The sequence below is a fragment of the Acinetobacter sp. NIPH 1852 genome, assembly GCF_022549455.1.
Taxonomy (GTDB): Bacteria; Pseudomonadota; Gammaproteobacteria; order Pseudomonadales; family Moraxellaceae; genus Acinetobacter.
Window position 1 is genome coordinate 112,792 of record NZ_JAKZGG010000001.1, and the last position, 21,809, is coordinate 134,600.

Below are 21,809 nucleotides of genomic sequence, written 5' to 3' on the forward strand. Positions count from 1 at the left end.
ACGAAGAAATAAATCAATGCTATAAATTTAGCACTGATTAAACAAAAAAAGGACGGTCAAAACTGACCAGTCCTTTTTTTGTGATGAACGTTGCATCCCATTCTAATCTATGATTAGAACGCGAAGTGTTCCGCATCGAGTTCAAACAATGGCTCAACACCAGTTGAAAGTACATCTACGTGAGAACGAACGCGTGGCAAGATCTTCTTGAAGTAGAAGCGAGCTGTCGTGATTTTCGCATTGTAGAAGTCAACTTCGGTTGTACCTTCAGCCAATTTCTCTTGAGCAACAAGTGCCATACGTGCCCATAAGTAAGCAAGTGTTACATAACCAGCGAAGTATAAGTAGTCAACCGCAGCTGCACCAACTTCATCAGGGTTTTGCATCGCACGCATACCGATTTGCATGGTGATGTCGCCCCATTCTTTGTTTGCAGCAGCTAATGGTGCAACAAATTCTTGCATCGCAGCATTGTCTTTGTTTGCTTCAACAAATTTATGGATGATCTTGGTGAAGTCTTTCAGCATTGCACCTTGAGTTTGCAATACTTTACGACCTAACAAGTCAAGTGCTTGAATCTCAGTTGTACCTTCGTATAAGCAAGCGATACGTGTATCACGTACGATTTGTTCCATACCGTGTTCAGAAATGAAGCCGTGACCACCAAAGACTTGTACGCCGTGCTTCGCAGATTCAGAACCAGTTTCAGTTAAGAATGCTTTAGCAATTGGCGTTAATAAAGACAAGATGTTGTCAGCAAACTTACGCTCTTCTTCAGTTTCGCCTTTTTCAACGATATCTGCATATTGAGCCAATAAGTAAACAAGTGCGCGACCACCTTCAGCAAATGCTTTTTGCGTTAAAAGCATGTTACGAACAGCAGGATGAACAATAATTGGATCAGCGTCTTTTTCAGGTGCTTTCGGACCTGAAAGTGAACGCATTGCTAAACGATCTTTCGCATATGCTAAAGCACCTTGGAAAGAGCCTTCAGATGCAGCAAGACCTTGAACTGCCGTACCAATACGTGCAGTGTTCATGAAGGTGAACATGCAGTTTAGGCCGCGGTTTTCAGGTCCAATCAAGTAACCTTTTGCTTGATCAAAGTTGATCACGCAAGTTGCGTTACCATGGATACCCATTTTGTGTTCGATAGAACCACAACGTACAGCGTTACGCTCGCCAACTGAACCGTCAGCATTTACAAGGAACTTAGGTACGATGAAGAGTGAAATCCCTTTCGTGCCTTTAGGTGCACCTGGTAAACGTGCAAGAACGATATGGATGATGTTATCCGCCATGTCATGTTCACCAGCAGAGATAAAGATTTTCTCGCCAGAAATTGCATAGCTACCATCATCATTTGGTTCTGCTTTAGTACGAATAATACCTAAGTCTGAACCAGCATGAGATTCTGTTAAGCACATTGTACCTGTCCAAACACCTGATACAAGGTTTGGCATATAAGTCGCTTTTTGCTCATCAGAACCATGGTGTTCAATTGTACGAACAGCACCATGAGAAAGACCTGGGTACATACCCCAAGACCAGTTCGCTGTACCCACCATTTCAGAGATAGAAATCCCTAAAGAGTTCGGCAATGCTTGACCGCCAAATTCTTCATCTGCAGAAAGAGAAGGGAAGCCAAGTTCGATATATTTTTGATACGCTTCTTTAAAGCCAGTCGGTGTAGTAACAACACCATCATTCCAAGTACAACCTTCGCGGTCGCCTGTTTGGTTAATAGGAGAAAGTTCATTCTCACAGAAATCAGCCGCTGCTTCTAGATATTGATCAACCAATTCACGGCTTACTGTGTCTTGAAATGCAGGAAGTTTCGCGTAATGTGCTTCAGCATTTAATAATTCGTGCAATACGAACTGCATATCACGTAAGGGTGCTTTGTATTGTGGCATAGCGGGTTCCTCAATACTGGTTAAACCAGAGTTATAATCTTAGTCAATGATAAATGTGCCCAATGGCACCATTTTGTACCGCTAATCGTGCAACAAGTTATAGTTCGGTACAAGCTCTTGCAGGTCATTTCTTAGTGACTGCTAAGTCAAAGTTTGTGATGTCACCTGCTCAAACCATTAGATTGTAGCGGTTTTATTGTTTTTTACTCCAACTGCTTAGTGAAAATCGTAAGCAGCTGTGTATCAGGTATTGGGCCTTCATTTATTCATGCGAATCAATGGTGCACACCAAAAAGGCGCTTAGTGCGCCTTTGAGGAAATCAAAATTAAGTTGTTTAATTACTTTGACGTTTATATTGAGATTTTTCAGGGCTAAAGTGCATTTCACATTTGCCTTGAATGGTACGTTCTTGCCATCTTACGTTAACAGTTTGCCCTGCTTTTTTGCCGACACAGGCTTTTTCAATTAATGCGCGCTGTTGTTGGCGTTCTTGACGGATTTTCCCTTGTTGATGTTGGCGTTGATCACGTTTTGCTTGCCATTCTTTACGTTGTTCTGGTGTAAGCTGTGGGCGTTGTTTGTGATCACGATAGTCACCGTCTCGTTGCATTTGATATTTACCATGATGGTGTCTTTCATTTGCATATTTGCTTGGTGGTGTTGATTGGCATGCGGTTAAAGCAAACATGGAACCGAGTAGTGTGGTCATAAAGGCAACTTTTGTTTTGTTCATTGTTTTATCCAGCAAATAGGTTGTGATTTGATGGTTAAAGATTAGATAATAAACATGAAGAAACAATGGAGAGTTTTTTTGGACCATGTTGGTTACAATCCATAAATAGAACACTATTGAGACTTAGCTTTTGAATGTTCGTCGTATTCCGATAGCCTTACGTTTATTTCTGACTGTGCTACTGACCACTTTGCTGATCGCGACGATCAGCTTGGGTGTTTTGCATTGGACCATGCAAAAGAACTTTGCACGTTATGTTGCTGATGTAGAAATGCAGAAGCTCGATCGACTGATTGCCAACTTAGCCAATGTGTATACGATTTATCATGATTGGGGCAATGCGGTTCAGGCACAAATTTTACAGATTGAAGGTACTGCTGCGCCTGACGATTATGATCGTTTATCTCAGTGGTGGTTGCGTCGTCAATATGATATTGCACTGCAACAGCGCTATTTTAATGAGCATACTTTATTAAACCTTTCTCCAGCTTTAACTCAAAACAATACTGAAATAAGAAATCGCCAGATTTTCAATGAAGAAGAACTCAGTGTTTTAAAGCAGAATTTACCTTCTGAATACCAACCCTTTGAGGGGTTACGCTTTCCGCTCAGTCCGAGTCAATTTCGCTTAAAGAAAGAAGGCTCAGAAGGTGCACAGGAAAGTAAATCGAACAATGTGAATGCGCAAGGGAAAAAGCGTTTTGTATCCATTCCTGATCGTTTGGAGCTAAGTTCTCGATTATCTTTATATAATGAAAAACAACAATTCATTGTGGGTGAGCCAACCACAGATCAAATTTCGTATCGTCCGATTATGGTTGAGCAAAAGGTGGTGGGCTATCTCGGCTTAAAGCCTGTGTTAGATCAAGATGATGCATCTAGTATCAACTTTTTTAGCAATCAAAAGCGCTATTTACTTTTAGTATACGCACTAACCGTGTTATCCAGTATGGTGGCTGCTTTACTGATGGCCGCTTACTTTAGAAATCCGATTCGTCGTTTGCTTGATGCCACATTGGAGCTGACGCGAGGCAATTATCAGTACCAAGTTAAGATTAGACGAAATGACGAATTGGGTGATTTGTCCAATCAGTTGAACCATTTGGCTGATATTCTGCATCAACATGAACAATCACGCCGTCAATGGGTCGCTGATACTTCACATGAGCTAAAAACCCCATTGGCTGTATTACAAGCGCAAATTGAGGCGATGCAAGATGGGATTCGTAAAGCGACACCAGAGCATTTAGATGCAATGATGCGACAAGTCGCCAGTTTAAAGAAGTTGACGCAGGATTTGGCCGATTTAGCGCAAGCCGAAGCGCAACAATTGAAATGTTATTTTGCTGAAGTGAATCCTTGGGATGTGGTTTTACAAGAAGTTGATAATTTTAAGTCAACTTTTGAACAACATCAGTTGGAAGTATTGCTTGCAGGAGAGGATGCAACTTTATCTTTAGATCGAGATAGGTTTAAACAGATTATCGTGAATTTATTAGGCAATTGTGTTCGCTATACAGAACAGGGTGGAAAAATACAGATTCACACTCAACAAGATGAGCAACAATGGATATTGTATGTGGACGATAGTCCATTTGGGGTCAATGACGAACAATTGGCACGACTAGGAGAGCGTTTCTATCGCGTCGATGACTCACGTACCCGCAGCACAGGTGGAACAGGTTTAGGCTTGGCACTTTCATGTAAATTGGCACAGGCATTGGGTGGTTCGTTGACTTTTGATCATTCACCACTGGGTGGATTGCGTTGTGTGCTGACTTTTCCCAAAAAAATGAAATAACGTTGAGATCCTCTTTTGCTTGAGGATAATGAATAGGATGAAGACATGAAACATATTATGTTGGTTGAAGATGAAGTGGAACTGGCGCAGTTGGTTCGTGATTATTTAGAAGCGGCTGGTTTTGAGGTCAGTATGTTTCATGATGGTCAGGAGGCTTATACGCATTTTCAACAACGCAAACCAAACTTGATGATTTTAGATTTGATGGTGCCACGGATGGATGGTTTGACCATTTGCCGTAAAGTGCGTGAACAGTCAGATTTACCCATCATTATGGTGACAGCCCGCACTGAAGAGATTGATCGGGTACTGGGTTTAAATATGGGTGCGGATGATTATATTTGTAAGCCTTTTAGCCCGAAAGAGTTGGTCGCACGTGTGCAAGCAGTTTTACGCCGCTTAGAACGTAAAGCCGAGCCTGAGCAAAATGATTTATTCCGTATTGATAAAGCACAGCAACGGATTTGGTATCAACAAAAAGCGTTGACCTTAACCCCGACAGAGTTCCGTTTATTGGAGCTATTTTTAGAGCACTTGGGTCAGGTGTATTCACGGGCGCAGTTATTGGATCACATCAACCCGGATAGTTTTGATGTGGCAGACCGTGTGATTGATAGTCATATTAAGAATCTGCGCCGCAAGATCTCTGATGCTGCTGAAACAGGAAATCGTCATGAATGGATTCAAGCTGTGTATGGCGTAGGCTATCGTTTTGAATATCCTGATGAGTAAATAAAAGTTTATCCTGTGGGCAACCCTTGCGCCACTACAATCGTGGCTCATATCCACAGAAAATGTGGATAGTTTTCTTGATCTTGTGCTGCTTGTATCTTCAGTTAGTCTAGCGTATTCAGAATATTATGGATGAATCTTGATTTTGGTATTGTTATCCACCAATTGCCAGATTTCATCCATATCAATATTGCGTACAGCGATACAACCTAAAGTCCAATCGCCTTGCGGCATATAAGTTGCGCTAGAAGGGATGGATGTTCGATCTTTGGGAACTGTGCCGTGAATCATAATATCGCCACCCGCAGATTGACCATGTTGCTGTGCATAGGCAAGGTCAGCTTGATTGGGGTAAGAAATATGCAGTGATTTATAAAAAGCACTTTGTGGATTGCGCCAATCAATTCGGTATTCACCTTCAGGCGTTTTTCCATCACCTTCAAATTGTTTATGCCCAATTGGATCAAAGCCTAAACGCATTGGATAATCACGTACGATCTCATCATGGTGTTTAAGATGAAGACGACGTTTTTCTTTAAAGACTTCGATCTCGGTAATTGGCTTGCTTTGTTTAAGTTGCTGAATCTCTTCGGTCGAAAGTGCTTTGGGCACGTGTGTATGCTGTGTCGAAATCGAACTGGGGAGGTATTGTTTATAATGATAAACCACAACGCCAATGACGATTAGAATTACAAAAATGCACAGTGCCAGCCAAACTTTCATTAATTGAACCTCTTTTTAAGATGAACAGCTCACCACAACTTCAGGCACATCACTTGGCAATGGTGCGATATCTTGTTCAGTTTCTAAATCTGATTGCTTTTGATAAGGTTGATTGAGCAGTTGAAATAGACGTTCTACCTCACTAAAGTCACCGCGTTCAGCCAGTTCGATGGCTTTTTGCGCCATATGATTGCGTAAAACATAATGTGGATTTACTTGTTGCATTGCCTGATCCAATTCAACAGTATCTTGATGCTGACGAATGTTTTGATAACGTGTGAGGAAGTCATCAAACTGCTGCACATGAATACAATCATCTCTCAAAGCTTTGTACTCGTGTTGCTGTAAACGAATAAAGCTTTGGGTGTAATCCAGTTGCTCTGTTTGCAAAAGTCCGAGGAAAGCAAAACTACAATCTAAACTGTCTTTATGAAAATTGGGGAGTCCCATTTTTTGACATAAACCTTGACTATAATATTGTAAAAATGTCGGTTCATATTGTTCTAAACATTGCGCCAAATCATGTTTGAATTGCTCTTTCTCTTCAGGCTTTGCCAATGGAATCAGTGTATTTAACCATTTCCAAAGATTCCAATGTCCAATACTCGGTTGGTTTTGATAAGTATATCTGCCTTGATAGTCCGAATGATTGTTGATCCAGTTTGGTCGGAAGCGTTCCAGAAAGCCATAAGGCCCAAAATCTAGCGTTGAACCAGTAATGTTTAGATTGTCGGTATTCATGACACCGTGTGCAAAACCGACCAGTTGCCATTGGGCAATCATCAGCGCAGTTCGATCAATCACCGCTTGAGCAAAAGCGAGAATTGGCTGTTCAGCATTTAAACATTCTGGATAATGCCATTCGATACATTTTTGTGTGAATTCTGGCAAAAGTTCAGGTGCATATTGATTGATCCACTCAAAATGCCCAAAACGAATATGACATTCTGAGGTGCGTAATAACATTGCCCCCAGTTCTAATGTTTCACGTTGAACCCCTTGGGTCGAGGTAGTAAAACCAACTGCATGACTTGATGCGATCCCCAAGGCATTGAGTGCATGACCAGCTAAGTACTCACGAATGACTGAACGAAGTACCGCGCGACCATCACCCATACGAGAGTAGGGGGTCGCACCAGCACCTTTGAGATGTAGGTCTATGGTTTGACCTTGCTGATTTAAAATTTGCCCAATCAACAAACCACGACCATCTCCAAGCTGCCCAGCCCACTGTCCAAACTGATGACCTGCATAGACCATTGCCAATGGGGTGAATTCGGAAAAAGTTTTTTGCCCACTACAAATCTCAACCCAGTTGGCTTTATCTTCTTCACTCCATTGCAATTCGTCAGCTAAGCTTTCATTGAAATGTCCTGCTTTCGCACCACGTAAGGGGGTGGGCTGTTGCTGATGATAAAGCTTGGAATCGAGAGACGCATAACGTGGGTTAAAATGCATAAGATAGAAATCTTGAAAGGGCAGAGCAAAGACTATAGCAAATTTTGATATGAGCCGCGATTGTAGCGGCGCAAGTGGGGCTTGCTGTAGTGTAACGAATAAAGTTGTTGTGCAGAATTGATCGGCATAAAAAATGGCCCCATAAAGAGACCATTTTAGAAATTATTTAGTCAGTTATTCAGAAACAGGCGCTTTTTTGATGTTGCGCATTAGGGTTTCTAAACATTCACGATGGTGGCTTAAACGATGTTCAAGCAATTGGAAATCGACTTTCAGCTTGTGATCGATTTGATGGATTCTTTCAGCCATCGCTGCTTTTTTCGCTTGAAGCTCTTGTTCTTTCAATTTTGCCCAATCATTTAAGGTATGGGTAAATGCTTCATATTCTTGAGCAATACGTTGTTTCATTTGTACGATGTCAGTATTGACGTCATGCCCATAAATCGCCAAATCCTGCTCAGCATATTTAAAGCGCATTGCAAGCTCAGCTTTTTTGATATTAAAGCTTGGAATACGACGTAAATTTTTGGCTAAACCGAGTTTAGAACTGGTCCAAATCAACCATTTTGTTGGGTCATACTGCCACCATTTCACGCCGTTACGATAATCGTATTGGAAAATGTGGTGATAGTTATGATAGCCCTCACCCCAAGTGAAAATAGCCAAGACAAAATTGTCACGTGCAGTATTTTCATCGGTATAAGGACGTTTGCCCCACATGTGGCAAAGTGAGTTGATAAAGAAGGTAACATGATGGCTAATGATGAGACGCAGTAAACCACCAAGTAAAACCACGCCCCAAATATCGCCGACAGCCCAACCAATACCACCTAAGACACCAACATGGACAGCAATCACCAGTGGGACATAGTATTTATGTTGGAACATCACCAATTTATCATTCAATAAATCAGGTGAGTTTTTATAGTCAGGTTCAGATGGTGAGTGATCACGAATCATCCAGCCTAAATGAGCATACCAAAAGCCGCGTTTAATTGAATACGGGTCTTGATCAATGTCATCGACATGACGATGATGAGTACGGTGACCTGAAGCCCAAAACAAAATACTGTTCTGAACTGCAAAAGTACCGCCAATCATCAGTAAGATTTTGAGTGGTAATGCCGCATCATAAGCACGATGTGCCCAAAGACGGTGGTAACCTGCTGTAATTCCTAAGCTACTTAAAGCCAAAAGGAAAAACAAACTGACCCAAGCACTTACACTAAAATCATAATAATAAGCATATAAAGGGATTAAAATAGCAGCAAGAATTGGAGTTCCAATTAAGGTAATGCTAGCAGTCCAGTTAATGGGTGCTTTTTTGAGTGGGGCGGAATTCATATCCGTCAGCGCTCCTAATAACCTTGTTCACACAAGATAATAAAACTAAACGAGATAGCAAGACCAATCATGACGATATATTGCTATTTTAGTCCTGATATTAACATGCTCAAATCAATAAGCACTAGTATTATTCTACAGTTGTATCGAAAGAACCGTAACAGAATTCGTTTACCACATCGGCTTATCTATTAAAAGGTGAAACAAATCAATGTCTGAGCAAATTATCGTGAAAAATCCCATTTACGCTTTGAAGGCATATGTTCACAAAACTTTAATACTTTCTGCTGTTTTGATGCTTGCCGCTTGTCAAAGCCAACCGACTAAAGTGCAAAAAAACACCTTACAACCCAAACACGCTAACCAACTTCCGAGTTTGCAGGTTCGTAAAAGTCTTGATGGAATTCAAGATGTTGATTGGCAAATTACCATGATCCAGAACAAGCGTGCATTGTTCTTTAACCAGTATCCGAGTTTTTCGCTGAACTCAATTGCTAAAAGTGTTTCTGGGCATACAGGCTGTAACAATATCTATGGTCGCTATACCTTTGATTTTGCTCAACGCAAACTTGATTTTGATGTAAGGGCGGGACATTTGAGTTGTAATAAAGCATTGGCACAAGAGGCTGATCTGTTGGATGCGATCCAACGTGTTGAGCGCTTTCAATTCGATGGCACGAACTTATATTTGCTGGATGCGAAAGGGCAGCGTTTGATTCAGGCACAAAAGAGAAAATAAAGGAAAATGGTGGAATTTATTCCACCATTTTTATAAGGATAAATGTTGCAACATGGTGGTTGGAATATCAGTAATTAAACCTTGAATACCTAACTGCTGTAAGTGTTTTGCTCGTTCAATATCATTAACGGTCCAAACACTGATACTTAGATCAGCTTGGTGAGTGATTTTAATGATTTCATCCGTTGCAAGCTGATCTTTCCAACCAATCTGATGGCATCCATATTGCTGAGCCAATTCGATTGCATGTTCAGCAATTGGTATCTCGACCAATAAGCCACGTTTAAAATGACTCTGATACTGTTGTAATGCCGCTAAAATTTTGACATCAAAACTGGTAATAGTTGCTGTTTGCTCAAAGCCTTTAAGATCATGGTATAGCTGGATAATCAGTTTTTCCGCAACAGCTTCATCAGGCACCGCTTTGATTTCAACTTCGATATGCTCAAAGTCGGTTAAGCATGCCATGACTTGTTCTAAACTCGGCGTATATTCAGGTTCAGCCCAAGTTTGCCATAGATGGCGATGGTCGAATTGTTGAGCCTGAGCTAAGCTGCAGCTTTCGACATGCTGCGACAGACCTGTGGTACGAATAAAGTTGTCATCGTGAATTACAACCAGTTGCTCATCTTGAAGTTGTCGAACATCAAATTCAACAGCACGAACGCCAAGACCATGCAGATAATGAAACCCACCTAAGGTATTTTCTGGTGCTTCACCACGTGCTCCACGATGACCGATGATTCGCATTTATGTGCTGCCTTTAAAAGGTTATTCTTGATCAATACTGTCATTAATATTTTTCTGCCACAACACTTCACTGCCACCTTCAGCACGTTGTAACGCACGAGAAGCGACAAATAACCAATCTGATAGACGATTGAGTAATTGTAATGCAGTTGCTTGAATATTTTGGTCACGCGCATGTACTGACATCAATGCGCGTTCTGCACGACGACATACCGCACGCGCTTGGTGTGCATAGCTACACGCTAAAGTACCTGACGGTAAAATGAACTCTTTCAACATCGGTAAAGATTCATTCATGCGATCAATTTCTTTTTCTAGAAATTCGATGCAAATGGGTTGAAGTAGGTGGTAATTCGGAATGCAAACTTCACCGCCTAAATCAAAGAGCCAATGTTGAATCAAGCTCAGGCTTTGGTCCCATTGATGCTTATCATTAATTTGACTTGCGCTAATTTGTGCTCGAAGTACACCAATCGTTGCATTGAGCTCATCGACATCACCCAAAGCAGTGATACGTAAATCATCTTTGGCAACACGTGAACCGTCACCTAAACCAGTTGTGCCTGAATCACCTGTACGTGTATAGATTTTACTTAAACGATGTCCCATCGGATTTCCTAAAATAAAAAAGAGGCAATGCGGTCAAGACATTACCTCGAAACTGGGGTTAAGAAAATATATTTATGATGTTATCGCAAGATTAATAACGGAATGTGACACCCGCAGAAGCTTGACGACCGCCGTTGATGTAATACACCCCGTTACCGTTATAAGCTGTTTTATAATTTACATCACCAATGTTTTCAATATTTGCAAAGAGTTTGACCATTGGAATAGGTTGCCAATACACATTTACATTCGTTGTTACATAACCTGGTGTAGTTGTTGGTGTAGTTGATGGCCAGTCTGCAAAATCCTTCGAATTCGATTTAGCAACGATAGAAGTTGAAACACCGTATTCTCCATCATCCCATCCAGTTGTTAGGCTTAAGCTTTGGCGTGGACGACGTGTTAAGTCTTTTTTAGTTTCATCATCTTTTGCTTGTACATAAGCATAAGTTGTACTTAAAAATAGTTCGTCTTGTTGCCACTTGAACGATACTTCACCACCTGTAAAAGTTGCTTTCTTAACATTTTCAAGTTTTCCAGCTTTAGAACTAATCAAGTTATCAACTTGGTTGCGGTAGACAGATAAACCAAGATCAATATTGTAGTTTAACTTTTGATCGATGCCGATCTCATAGGAAAAACTTTCTTCAGGCTTGAGGTCTGGATTTGCACCCCATGAAATCGCATACAAATCATTAGTTGTCGGTGCGCGAAATGCTGAACCTATATTGGCGTAAATGCTAGTAAGCGGCAGTAATTGATAGCGAATAGCACCTTGACCAACAGTATGTGTACCAAACTTATCATTATCTTCAACACGGACACCAACTTGTGTTTCTATACCATTATGTTGATATTGGTGTTGTGCAAAATAGCCAATTGTATCTACAGACTCTTTATATTTAACATCTTGACCACCCCAAAGGTTTTTAGAGTAAACATCACCTTTGATGTCTTTATATGTTGAACCCACTAAAATATTTTGAGTTGGAGTTATTTGCCATTTCGTATAAAGTTCAGCTTCTTGAGTTGTACTGTAAACATAATCTGGTGAGTTATTTTGGTTCAAATCATCTTTATACTGTGATAAACGAGCATGAATAGCTAGATTATCAAGAACATTCGCACGACCTTTGACATTGATAACTTCATTCTTAAAGTCTTGAGAAACTAGGTTGCCATAGTTGTCATAGTCACTATACCCTTCGTTTTCACTATAATCGACAGAAGCAGAAAATAGCTCTTTTTCGACACCAATTTTTGCACTATAGCCTTTTTGGTCAAAACTGGCTTTCTTGTTGTTTTTTACGTTTGTTACAGATGTACCATCAGTCTCTAGACGTTGCCCCCGAATTTGAGCATAGAAACCATTTTCAGCTAGGTCTGCACCAATTACAGATTTATAGGTCTTATTTTCACCAATTTCGCCTGTGATAAAAGCGGAAGTTTTTTCAGGTGTTTTTGAAATCAGTTGTACCACACCACCAATTGCATCAGTGCCATATAAAACAGAGGCAGGACCTTTTAAGACTTCGATCTGCTTAATATCTGTTGTATCGATAAAGGGTAAGGATGCTGCACCAGATGTGTTTGAATTAAGACGAACACCGTCTCTCAAAAGTAAGGTGTGATTTGAGTTTGTACCTCTTAAAAAAATGGAAGCAGTTTGCCCATAACCACCGCTTTGAACCATATTGATCGAAGCATCTGTTTGTAATAATTGTGGTAAAGATGCAATTGGAGATTGCTCAAGGATTTTTGGTTCGATAATGTTAATTCGAGCAGGTACTTCACTGATTTTCTGTTCAGTACGAGATGCTGTTACAACGATGGTATCAAGTGAGGCTGTTTTTTCACTAGATTGATTTTGAGCAAAGGCAGGAGAGGAAAACCCCATCGCAATAGCGATAGCACCAACTAAACGAGTCGGTTGAAAAGTAGTAGACATGATGTTGCTCCATACATTCACCCTTCGTGAACGTTTGCGTAGAAGATAACAACAAGCAGGTCTCCGGACTTCACTATATCATCACAATGATGATGCTATTAATCATCTTCCCACATCATACAGATGCAGTGATTTGGCGTAGAGCTGAGATTAATAATACGGTGTTACCGTTGCGAGGGCAGTGTTGGACTTACACCAACTTCCCTATAAGCAAAAAAAATTGCTTTAGACTTGTTGCAAAATTTATCAAAGTATAAAGTGTTAACGTTTTTTAAACAATCGCATTTCGGAATGAACTTTGCCCTATGAAGGTCAAATTGCATTACAATACGATGGTTTAAAAGTATTCATTTAAAATTGGACATGACATGCGCCAAATCCAACTGCGAACTCGCGCCAAGATTTGTGGAATTACCCGAACACAAGATATTCATGCTGTTGTGCAAGCTGGTGCAGATGCGATCGGTTTGGTATTTTTCCCACCGAGTCCACGTCATGTCAGCATTGAACAAGCTCAATTATTAGCAGTGCTCGTTCCGCCATACGTGCAATTGGTAGGCTTATTTGTCAATGCAAGTCCCGCAGAAATACAAACGGTGCTTGATTCAGTTCCTTTGGATGTATTACAACTACATGGTGATGAAACACCCGAACAATGCCAACAGATTGCTCAACACTGCAAGCGTCGTTGGTATAAAGCGATTCAGGTAAAACCAGATATCGATGTTGTGACCGAAATTCAACGTTATCAAGCTGCGGGTGCTAGTGCAGTCTTATTAGATGCATGGCATCCTGAGCTAAAGGGTGGAACAGGGCACAGCTTTGATTGGAATCTATTTCCACAACTTGATATTCCACTAATTTTGGCAGGCGGACTAACCCCTGAAAATGTGAGTGAAGCTATTGATACTACAGCTGCTTTTGCTGTGGATGTCAGCGGAGGCGTAGAGTCCGCAAAAGGTATAAAAGACCAACAACTCATTGAAAAATTTATGCAAGGAGTCCAACGTGGATCAGCAAAATCTTAGTCAAAAAAATCAGGCAATTGACTATACCCAGTTTCCAGATGCTCGAGGGCATTTTGGTATTCATGGTGGACGTTTTGTGTCCGAGACGCTGATGGCTGCGCTTGAAGATTTAGAAAATCTTTATGGTCGTATGAAAAATGATGCACAGTTTTTGGCAGAATTTGACCGTGATCTTGCGTTCTATGTTGGTCGTCCTAGCCCACTTTATCATGCAGAGCGATGGTCGCAGCAACTCGGCGGTGCGCAGATTTACTTGAAACGTGAAGACTTGAATCACACAGGTTCACATAAGGTCAATAACACCATTGGTCAGGCTTTATTGGCAAAACTATCAGGTAAAAAACGTATCATTGCCGAAACTGGTGCGGGGCAGCATGGCGTTGCGACGGCAACGATTGCAGCGCGTTTAGGCCTAGAGTGTGTGGTATTCATGGGTGCGGAAGACGTTAAACGCCAAGCGATGAATGTATACCGCATGCGTTTACTCGGTGCCAAGGTTGTGCCTGTGCAAAGTGGTTCAAAAACATTGAAAGATGCTATGAACGAAGCGATGCGTGACTGGGTCACCAATGTGGATAGCACTTATTACGTGATTGGTACCGTGGCTGGTCCACATCCATATCCGCAGCTAGTTCGTGATTTCCAGTCGATTATTGGTCGTGAAGCGCGCCGTCAAATCCAAGAGCAAGCAGGGCGTTTACCTGATGCTTTGGTGGCTTGTGTTGGTGGCGGTTCAAATGCAATGGGCTTGTTCTATCCGTTCTTGAATGATCAAGATGTGAAAATGTACGGTGTTGAAGCTGCAGGTTATGGCATTGAAACAGGTAAGCATTCGGCACCATTGAATGCAGGTCATGTCGGTGTATTGCATGGTAATCGTACTTATTTGATGTCGGATGAACAGGGTCAAATCATTGAAACCCATAGTATTTCGGCAGGTCTTGATTATCCAGGTGTAGGACCAGAACATAGTTTCTTAAAAGATATGCACCGTGTTGAATATGTGCCGATCAATGATGAAGAAGCGTTACAAGGTTTCCGTGATTTAACCAAGATCGAAGGGATTATTCCTGCGCTTGAAAGCGCTCATGCTATGGCCTATGTCACCAAACTTGCGCCAACGATGTCTAAAGATCAAATCATTATTGCCACTGTTTCAGGTCGCGGTGATAAGGACTTGATGACCGTTGCACGTATTGATGGTGTGGAAATGGTTGAGATGTAAATCTCAGCGGAATAAGAAAAACAGGGAAGCAAATGCTTCCCTGTTTTTTATTGTTTAAAATCGATTATGGAATCAGCTTGATACGATCTGTTGCAGGTGCACTGAGTGGTGAGTTTTGAGTCACGTATTTCTCAAAAACATCAATATCTTGTCCGCCACCAATTGGGTTCTTCCCTTGTTTTAAAACGGTGAAGTTATCACCACCATCGGCAATGAAGTTATTAACCGTGACACGATAGATTTGAGTATCGACTAGCGCTTGCCCAGAGACAAAGATATTGTTTGCTCGAGGTGTGGCAGTCGTATCTTTTTTATAAGAATAGCTGAATTCTTTTGACGGCTGTAAGATGCGAGGTGTTGTTGCATTGGCGCCAGACCATTGTTGTTCTAACAGTTCACGAATTTGTTTGCCAGTGAGACTCAACGTGACCAATGAATTGCCAAACGGCTGTACGCTAAACACATCGCCAAAGGTAATTTGATTACTGCTATTGATCAGTAAGTCTGCGCGTACACCACCTGCATTCATTAAGCTAAAATCGGAACCTTGATTGCTGGCTGCAAGTGCTGCCGCTTGTTGAGCATCCGCGATCAAATTACCCAGCGCGGTTTCGCCACTTTCAGTACGATTACGATCAATAACAGTGCTTGCAGAACCCACCACGCGTGCGGAAATTGTCGCAACGGCTGGACGATATTTATCTAATATCGCTTCAATACTTGGCGTTTTACTAAACTTTTGGTACAGATCGGTTAAGTTGACTGTCGTTGTGCCTGAGGTATAGCTTTCACTTTGTACTGGTACTTGTGTCGCATCCTTTTTGATGACATCACCTGTTTTTCCATCCAGTTCGAGTTGGATATTGGTAATGGCTGTACCGTATTGCCCCGCAGATGTGAGTAAGAACGGTTTTTGTGGATTTTGGGTTGCATAGTCACAGATATAAGATTGATGCGTATGACCAGATACCACAACATCAACCGCAGGATCTAAGCGTTCCAATACATCGATTAATGGACCACTCAACCCATCACAGGTTTTCTTATTGAATTTGGTACTTGGCGCAACGCCTTCATGCACCACCACCACAATCGCTTCGATCCCTTGTTTCTTTAACTCAGGGATCAATGCGTTGACGGTATCTGCTTCATCATGAAAGTTGACATCAGTAATCCCAGCAGCAGAAACGATGCTCGGAGTTGCCTCTAAAGTCAGCCCTACAAAGGCAACAGGAATACCGCCATAGGTTTTAACTTTATAAGCAGGGAAAAGTGTCTTGGTTGGGTCAGCTTTCATCGAAACATTGGCAGCGAGAAAGTTAAACTTTGCCCCAGAGAAGTTCGGGTTGATTTGACAGGGTTTGGTACTGGTATACTGCTGACAGCCGCCATTTTGTAAACGGCGAAGTTCATCGGTTCCACGATCAAATTCATGATTTCCCACCGCATTAAAATCGATTTGAATATCGTTCATTGCTTCAATGGTCGGTTCATCTAAAAATAGGGATGAGATTAATGGGGAAGCACTAATTAAGTCACCGGCAGACACCACCGCATTGTTGGGATATTGTGCCCGTAATTTTTTGATTGCATCAGCAAAATAACTGACACCACCGACAGGTATTTGTACCGTTTTACTATGATCATGGGGATCATCTGCTTCAATGAAGCGTTTAGGTGGTTCTAAATTGCCATGAAAGTCATTAAAGGCAAGAATATTGATACTTTGATTTTTTCGTTCAGTTTTGGGTGGTTGATTATCATCACTATCATTACAGGCGGTTAGTGCCAACAGCATTACACACAATGCATTTACTTTAAAAAGAGTACGCGTCTTCATAATTTTTTGATCAAGTGGTATAAGATTGTTTTTAAAGATAAAACTTATGTATGAATATTTGATGAAATATTGAACTTTAATCTCAGTGCAAAGACCTTAGAGTGAAGTTGAACTGTACTCAAAAAATTGTGGTCTGGTTTGGGTAAATGTTATGAATTAGCGGCTATGATAGGCAGGACGCTCTCAATCGATCACGGAACCAAAAATCATGGATTTGATACAAGCCAATGGTCAGCCACGTTATGGACGTTTTGATCAGCTACCCTCCCGAATTAACCTAGATGACTATATTTATAAAACGCCTTATGGTCATCCACTCAAAGGCTGGCGTAAACAATTAAAATATAAGAAATTCAAGTTTTGCGGTATACAGCATGAGCACTACAGTATCGGCGTTGCCATTGTTGATTTATCTTGGGCGGGACATGCTTTCTTTTATATCTATGATCATCAATCTGAAAAAGTAATTGAATGTAATGCGATTCAACCTTTTGGTTATCAAACCAAACTGGATGAACAACCGTTATTTAGTCAAAGCTATTTTAAAAAATCAGGCTATTGTTTCAACATGAAACATGCCAATGGCGTGCGTTATATCCAAATTACTAGACATGGTGAGGTCCAGCTTAAAGCGCGTATCTTTTGTGCGGGGACTGATGCACTGAGTTTATGTAGCCCGACTGGGATCAATGGTTGGACGTATACACAAAAGCAAACCACCTTAGCGGTTGAAGGTTTTTTTATCACTCCTGATCAGCAACAGATACAATTCAACGCGCAAAGTCTTGCATCATTAGATGATACCTGCGGTTTTTTACGCCCAGAGACAGCATGGTTTTGGTTGTCTTGTCAGTTCCGTGATGAACAAGATCGTCGTATTGGACTTAACCTTGCTTCTGGTGTAAATGAAAGCTTTGGCAATGAAAATGCCTTGTGGGTTGATGGGCGTTTATATCCACTTACGGATGTTTTATTTGAACAACAAGATGAAAAAAATTGGACAATTCGTTCTTTGGATGCCCGATTAAACTTGTTGGTGCAAACAGGGTGGTGTCGTTTTGAAAATATCAATTTGCGTTTGATCGGAAGCCAGTTCAATCAATGGCAAGCCAAAGTGAGTGGCACGATTGAGCAAGAAAATGGTGAATTATTGGTGTTGAAGGATCAGTATGGTTTATTGGAACAGCATTATGCGAAGTGGTGATGGTTGAGAAATCCTCCCAAACCTCCTTTTAAAAAGGAGGGGGATTCTTCTCTTTAAATATTATAGCCCTGCTTGCCAAAAAGCCTCACCCGCTGCGATTGGGTCATTGGTTTTAGCTAAAGTATCAATCCAAACATCGTATTGACGAATCACAGGATGCTGATTCGGATGGAAGTCTTTTTTAAACCAGTCGCTATATTGCGCTCTTTTTGCGGTCAAAATACCGTTACGACCAAAAAACCAAGGTAAGCCTTTACGTGCCATATCAAAACGTTGTCTTAAACTGAAACCATCAGTTTTAAGCATCACGTCGGTACGATAAAGGGTAAATCCAAACATTAATACGGTTGTAATCACCAATGCTGATTTACGGGTAAACTCAGGTACTTCGCCGACTTCTCGCATCACATCAAAAGCCACATCACGATGTTCCATTTCTTCAATGGCATGCCAAGCAAACAGGGCACGAACGAAAGGATCTGCTTCTGCCAAAGTTTCTTTTTGACTATAGAAGGTATCGGCCATCAGTGCAGTTAAATGTTCTGCTGCCGCAGTCATGGCAATGTTGTATTGTGGAGAACGATTTTTCAATTCAAATTTAAATATTTTCTTTAAACGATGGGTGAATTGATCAACAGGCATACCTTGTTCTTTCATGACTTGGTTCATTTTGTCATGCGCAATCCCATGTTGAGCTTCTTGACGAATGAAGTCCGTCACACGTTCTTGCAACTCAGGATCATTGATTTTGTCACGAAATAAACGAACACATTCAATGAAATAGCGCTCACCATCAGGGAATGTGAGGCTCAAAGCGTCAAACATACGAGTACGGAACGGATCGCCCCCAAACCAAAAACGAGGTGCTTCATTTAAGTGGAAGTCTAAGTTCGTTCTTACGATTGGATCAACCTGATAGGATACATGTGCATTCATCGGTGTTCTTCCTTTTCTTTTAATGTACTCAGTATGGGGAAAGTTCGATGAAATGTTTTGACAGTTACAGCCAAGTTTTATACAAATAGCGACAGATTAGGATGAGATTGGCGCATGTCAGTTAAAATAATTATTGGATACTTACGATTGTTGAATCGTGTTTTACAACAAGAACACATTGATTTGTCTAAAGTTGTTGTACCTGAACTTTGGCAAGCTTTTGCTGCGTGTTTAGAAAACCCAGATGAACAAGAGTTTGATGTCGAGCGTTATGTCGTACTATTACGCGCTGCTCAACCTTATTTTACCCGACCAATTACGCTTGTTTTAGCTGAACATGCCAATTTACAAGATCTCGGTTTAATGGGGTATTTGGCTTCAACCAGCTTAGACCTACAGCAAGCTTTGCAGTTATTACAGCGTTATTATTCTCTGATTTTTAAACAGACCAATTTAGAACAACTCGATGTACAACAATTTTCAGATTATATCCAAATTGTATGGAGTGCCTCGTATCCTGATTATCGTGAGATGTATGAGTTGAACTTGGCGCTGATTTTTAAAATTGCCGAATCAATTGCACAAGATACGCTCATTCCACCACAAATGATTCAATTTGGTTATGCGCCGCATACTGCATTATTCCATTTTGAAAAGTTTTATGGATGTTCAATACAAGTTCATGCTGGACAATACGCTATTCGCTTTCCTCATCAGATTTTAAAAGCCAAGAGTATTGCCGCAGATCAACAGCTCAATCAGGTTTTATCGAGTCAAGCACAGCAATCCCTGAATAGCACCAGTTCCGTTGAAATTCAGCAACAACAATTTAAACAGAAAATACAAAGTTATATTGAGCAAGGTTTATTGCAGCAAGAAGAGGTTTTGCAACGCTATGTCGCCAAGCGGTTGCATTGTTCCGAACGGACTTTGCAGCGTCAGCTCAAAGGGTATCAACTGAATTTTCAAGATATCTTAGATCAATATCGGTTGGAGCAAAGTAAACTTTATTTGCAGCAAGGAAAAACATTTTCTGAAATTGCCGAACGTTTAAATTATGCGGATCAAAGTGCATTTGGACGGGCATTTAAGCGTTGGACAGGTTTTACACCAAAGCAATTTTTAAAGTCTCTTTAGATTTAAAATGAATCTTTTCATTAGGCATAACTTTTATTTAAATAAGGATTTCTCAATGGAGTCATGTTGTATTTTCTCCTAATTGTTGGATAAACCACTACGTCTTGCACTTCAGTTGAAATATATTTCAACTTTGTTCAGGTTCGACCTACCTTGCGAAACGTTGTTTCTCATTTGGCAAAAGTAGGCAAAACCATTGTCATTCATATGAGGAGCGATTGAAGCTCCGCAAGGTTCACTTCCTTGTTCTTGTGCTTCACCAAGGCTTTAGTCGCTTTGGCTTGCTCAGGTTGTGAACGACATTTCCGAGTCTCGTATTTCGCTCAGGATTTTAACGTGTTTTTAAGCGTGGGTAATTAAAGACGATCGCAAGTATCGCAAAGATGGCCAAAATCCAGCAATAGTAGATATGTCCAATCAATTCTAAGGGCGAAAGTTTGGCAATCGAACACGCGAGAAGCAACTGTGCACCATAAGGAATAATCCCTTGAGTCACACAAGAAAAAATATCAAGTAAAGCGGCACTACGCTTTGGATCAACGCCATATTCTTTGGCGACTTCACGTGCCATATCTCCCGATAAAATAATCGCCACAGTATTGTTGGCAACGAATAGATTTGAGAAAACCACAAGGAAACTAATGCCTAATTCACCTGCACGTTGTCTTCCAAATTTAAATAAGCGAGTAATGGCGTAGATCCGTTGGATTAACCACTGTAAACCGCCTTCTTTTTGCATCAAAGCCGACAGTCCGCCGAGGAGCATGGAAAGTAATGCCACCTCAAACATGCCCACAAAACCGTTATAAATTGAATTATTCAATTGCAGCAGGTTGAATTCTGGCTTTTCAATGAGTCCTATAACACCTGATAAAATCACACCAATCATTAAAACAGCAAGTACATGTAAGCGACTAAATGCGAGCAAGAAAACGGCTAGATAAGGCAGAATTAGCCATAAATCATACGGCTTGGATTGAATCTCCTCGGCATGCTGGCTCAATGAAATATAAACGATCAAGCTGATCAATGCAGCGGGCAAAGCGATCCAAATATTGACACGGAACTTATCTCTTAATTCAACATTTTGGCTGCGTGTTGCGGCAATGGTTGTGTCTGAAATCATTGATAAATTATCGCCAAACATTGCGCCACCCACCACCGCACCAATCGCATAAATCGGGGCAATATCGGTCGCTTGAGAAAAGCCAAACGCAATCGGGGCACAGGCTGCAATTGTACCCATCGATGTGCCCATTGCTGTGGCAATAAACGCGGAGATGATAAACAGCATCGGCAAAACATACGCTGCTGAAATCAGTGAAAGTCCAAGTTGGACCGTGGCATCGACACTGCCAATGGTATTGGAAACGCTGGCAAATGCCCCCGCCAACATAAACACCATAAACATTAGAATCAGATTGGGATGACTTGCGCCCTGTAGGAAATCTTCAATTGCAGTATTGAGTTTTTGTTTATAAATGAGTAAAGCAAGAATCACGGCTGGAATAGCAGCAATAGGAGCTTTGATTTGATAAAAGGCAAATTCTGTCCCAATCATTGAATGATAAATACCACTCCCGAGAAAGATGACCAAAAATACCAATAGTGGTAGCAAAGCAAGTGCATTACTTTGTACTTTTTCCTGAGAGTGGGCAGACATAAAATCAAAAGAACATTCAAAA

At 41.1% G+C, this 21,809-nt stretch carries 19 protein-coding genes and 1 riboswitch; of the genes, 8 read left to right on the forward strand and 11 right to left on the reverse strand.

The features are described from left to right. Positions 1 to 113: 113 nt before the first annotated feature. Positions 114 to 1,916, reverse strand: coding sequence for an acyl-CoA dehydrogenase C-terminal domain-containing protein (locus MMO38_RS00625; protein WP_241322067.1), 1,803 nt, complete (start codon positions 1,914 to 1,916; stop codon positions 114 to 116). A 62-nt stretch (positions 1,917 to 1,978) separates the two neighbouring features. On the opposite strand from MMO38_RS00625, the gene MMO38_RS16630 reads away from it, so the two are divergent. Next, on the forward strand, positions 1,979 to 2,104 hold the full coding sequence (locus MMO38_RS16630) for a hypothetical protein (protein ID WP_277602748.1): 126 nt from the start codon (positions 1,979 to 1,981) through the stop codon (positions 2,102 to 2,104). 147 nt (positions 2,105 to 2,251) lie between these two features. Here the strand turns inward: MMO38_RS16630 and MMO38_RS00630 are convergent, their stop codons facing one another. Next, on the reverse strand, positions 2,252 to 2,650 hold the full coding sequence (locus MMO38_RS00630; RefSeq protein WP_241322068.1) for a heavy-metal resistance: 399 nt from the start codon (positions 2,648 to 2,650) through the stop codon (positions 2,252 to 2,254). A gap of 130 nt (positions 2,651 to 2,780) precedes the next feature. Here MMO38_RS00630 and baeS point away from each other — a divergent pair, with 130 nt between their 5' ends. Both baeS and MMO38_RS00640 read left to right on the forward strand, forming a co-directional pair. After that, positions 2,781 to 4,451 carry a sensor histidine kinase efflux regulator BaeS gene (gene baeS / locus MMO38_RS00635; RefSeq protein ID WP_241322070.1) on the forward strand — a complete coding sequence of 557 codons (1,671 nt, stop codon included), beginning with the start codon at positions 2,781 to 2,783 and terminating at the stop codon, positions 4,449 to 4,451. A gap of 45 nt (positions 4,452 to 4,496) precedes the next feature. Beyond that, positions 4,497 to 5,183: a response regulator gene (locus MMO38_RS00640; RefSeq protein WP_121928727.1), complete on the forward strand. Its 687-nt coding sequence runs from the start codon at positions 4,497 to 4,499 to the stop codon at positions 5,181 to 5,183. Positions 5,184 to 5,309: 126 nt separating this feature from the next. Here MMO38_RS00640 and MMO38_RS00645 read toward each other — a convergent pair whose 3' ends face one another. The 3 genes from MMO38_RS00645 to MMO38_RS00655 form a co-directional block, all read right to left on the reverse strand. Further along, on the reverse strand, positions 5,310 to 5,906 hold the full coding sequence (locus MMO38_RS00645; protein WP_241322071.1) for a L,D-transpeptidase family protein: 597 nt from the start codon (positions 5,904 to 5,906) through the stop codon (positions 5,310 to 5,312). Between the two features lie 15 nt (positions 5,907 to 5,921). After that, entirely contained in the window at positions 5,922 to 7,364 is a 1,443-nt protein-coding gene (locus tag MMO38_RS00650; RefSeq protein ID WP_241322073.1) for a protein adenylyltransferase SelO family protein, read from the reverse strand. A gap of 174 nt (positions 7,365 to 7,538) precedes the next feature. After that, entirely contained in the window at positions 7,539 to 8,708 is a 1,170-nt protein-coding gene (locus MMO38_RS00655; protein WP_004669543.1) for an acyl-CoA desaturase, read from the reverse strand. A 211-nt stretch (positions 8,709 to 8,919) separates the two neighbouring features. Between MMO38_RS00655 and MMO38_RS00660 the strand changes: the two genes are divergently transcribed. Next, positions 8,920 to 9,447 (forward strand): META domain-containing protein, encoded by a 528-nt coding sequence (locus MMO38_RS00660; protein ID WP_241322075.1) that lies wholly within the window; start codon positions 8,920 to 8,922, stop codon positions 9,445 to 9,447. A 30-nt stretch (positions 9,448 to 9,477) separates the two neighbouring features. Here MMO38_RS00660 and MMO38_RS00665 read toward each other — a convergent pair whose 3' ends face one another. The 3 genes from MMO38_RS00665 to MMO38_RS00675 all read right to left on the reverse strand — a co-directional run bounded on the left by MMO38_RS00665 (position 9,478) and on the right by MMO38_RS00675 (position 12,754). Beyond that, complete coding sequence (locus MMO38_RS00665) at positions 9,478 to 10,197, reverse strand: glycerophosphodiester phosphodiesterase (protein ID WP_241322077.1); 720 nt, start codon at positions 10,195 to 10,197, stop codon at positions 9,478 to 9,480. A 21-nt stretch (positions 10,198 to 10,218) separates the two neighbouring features. Then, the gene (locus tag MMO38_RS00670) at positions 10,219 to 10,806 is read right to left on the reverse strand and encodes a cob(I)yrinic acid a,c-diamide adenosyltransferase (RefSeq protein WP_241322078.1); all 588 of its coding nucleotides are present in this window, start codon (positions 10,804 to 10,806) and stop codon (positions 10,219 to 10,221) included. A gap of 91 nt (positions 10,807 to 10,897) precedes the next feature. Continuing rightward, entirely contained in the window at positions 10,898 to 12,754 is a 1,857-nt protein-coding gene (locus MMO38_RS00675; protein ID WP_241322079.1) for a TonB-dependent receptor, read from the reverse strand. Positions 12,755 to 12,790: 36 nt separating this feature from the next. After that, positions 12,791 to 13,004, reverse strand: a riboswitch (cobalamin riboswitch). Between the two features lie 118 nt (positions 13,005 to 13,122). Between MMO38_RS00675 and MMO38_RS00680 the strand changes: the two genes are divergently transcribed. Together MMO38_RS00680 and trpB are read left to right on the forward strand one after the other, a co-directional pair. Then, complete coding sequence (locus tag MMO38_RS00680; RefSeq protein WP_004669534.1) at positions 13,123 to 13,782, forward strand: phosphoribosylanthranilate isomerase; 660 nt, start codon at positions 13,123 to 13,125, stop codon at positions 13,780 to 13,782. Further along, positions 13,763 to 15,007 (forward strand): tryptophan synthase subunit beta, encoded by a 1,245-nt coding sequence (trpB, locus tag MMO38_RS00685; RefSeq protein ID WP_241322080.1) that lies wholly within the window; start codon positions 13,763 to 13,765, stop codon positions 15,005 to 15,007. Before MMO38_RS00680 ends, trpB begins: the two co-directional genes overlap by 20 nt. 64 nt (positions 15,008 to 15,071) lie before the next feature. On the opposite strand, the gene MMO38_RS00690 is transcribed toward trpB, so the two are convergent. Continuing rightward, complete coding sequence (locus MMO38_RS00690; protein ID WP_241322082.1) at positions 15,072 to 16,847, reverse strand: bifunctional metallophosphatase/5'-nucleotidase; 1,776 nt, start codon at positions 16,845 to 16,847, stop codon at positions 15,072 to 15,074. A gap of 208 nt (positions 16,848 to 17,055) precedes the next feature. Here MMO38_RS00690 and MMO38_RS00695 point away from each other — a divergent pair, with 208 nt between their 5' ends. After that, entirely contained in the window at positions 17,056 to 18,051 is a 996-nt protein-coding gene (locus MMO38_RS00695) for a DUF2804 domain-containing protein (protein ID WP_241322084.1), read from the forward strand. 60 nt (positions 18,052 to 18,111) lie between these two features. On the opposite strand, the gene MMO38_RS00700 is transcribed toward MMO38_RS00695, so the two are convergent. After that, a complete protein-coding gene (locus MMO38_RS00700; RefSeq protein WP_241322085.1) occupies positions 18,112 to 18,987 on the reverse strand; it encodes a metal-dependent hydrolase in 876 nt (291 codons plus the stop codon). Between the two features lie 114 nt (positions 18,988 to 19,101). On the opposite strand from MMO38_RS00700, the gene MMO38_RS00705 reads away from it, so the two are divergent. Continuing rightward, on the forward strand, positions 19,102 to 20,124 hold the full coding sequence (locus MMO38_RS00705; protein ID WP_241322091.1) for an AraC family transcriptional regulator: 1,023 nt from the start codon (positions 19,102 to 19,104) through the stop codon (positions 20,122 to 20,124). Between the two features lie 331 nt (positions 20,125 to 20,455). Here MMO38_RS00705 and MMO38_RS00710 read toward each other — a convergent pair whose 3' ends face one another. Next, positions 20,456 to 21,787 (reverse strand): Na+/H+ antiporter NhaC family protein, encoded by a 1,332-nt coding sequence (locus MMO38_RS00710; protein ID WP_241322092.1) that lies wholly within the window; start codon positions 21,785 to 21,787, stop codon positions 20,456 to 20,458. Between the last annotated feature and the right edge of the window lie 22 nt (positions 21,788 to 21,809).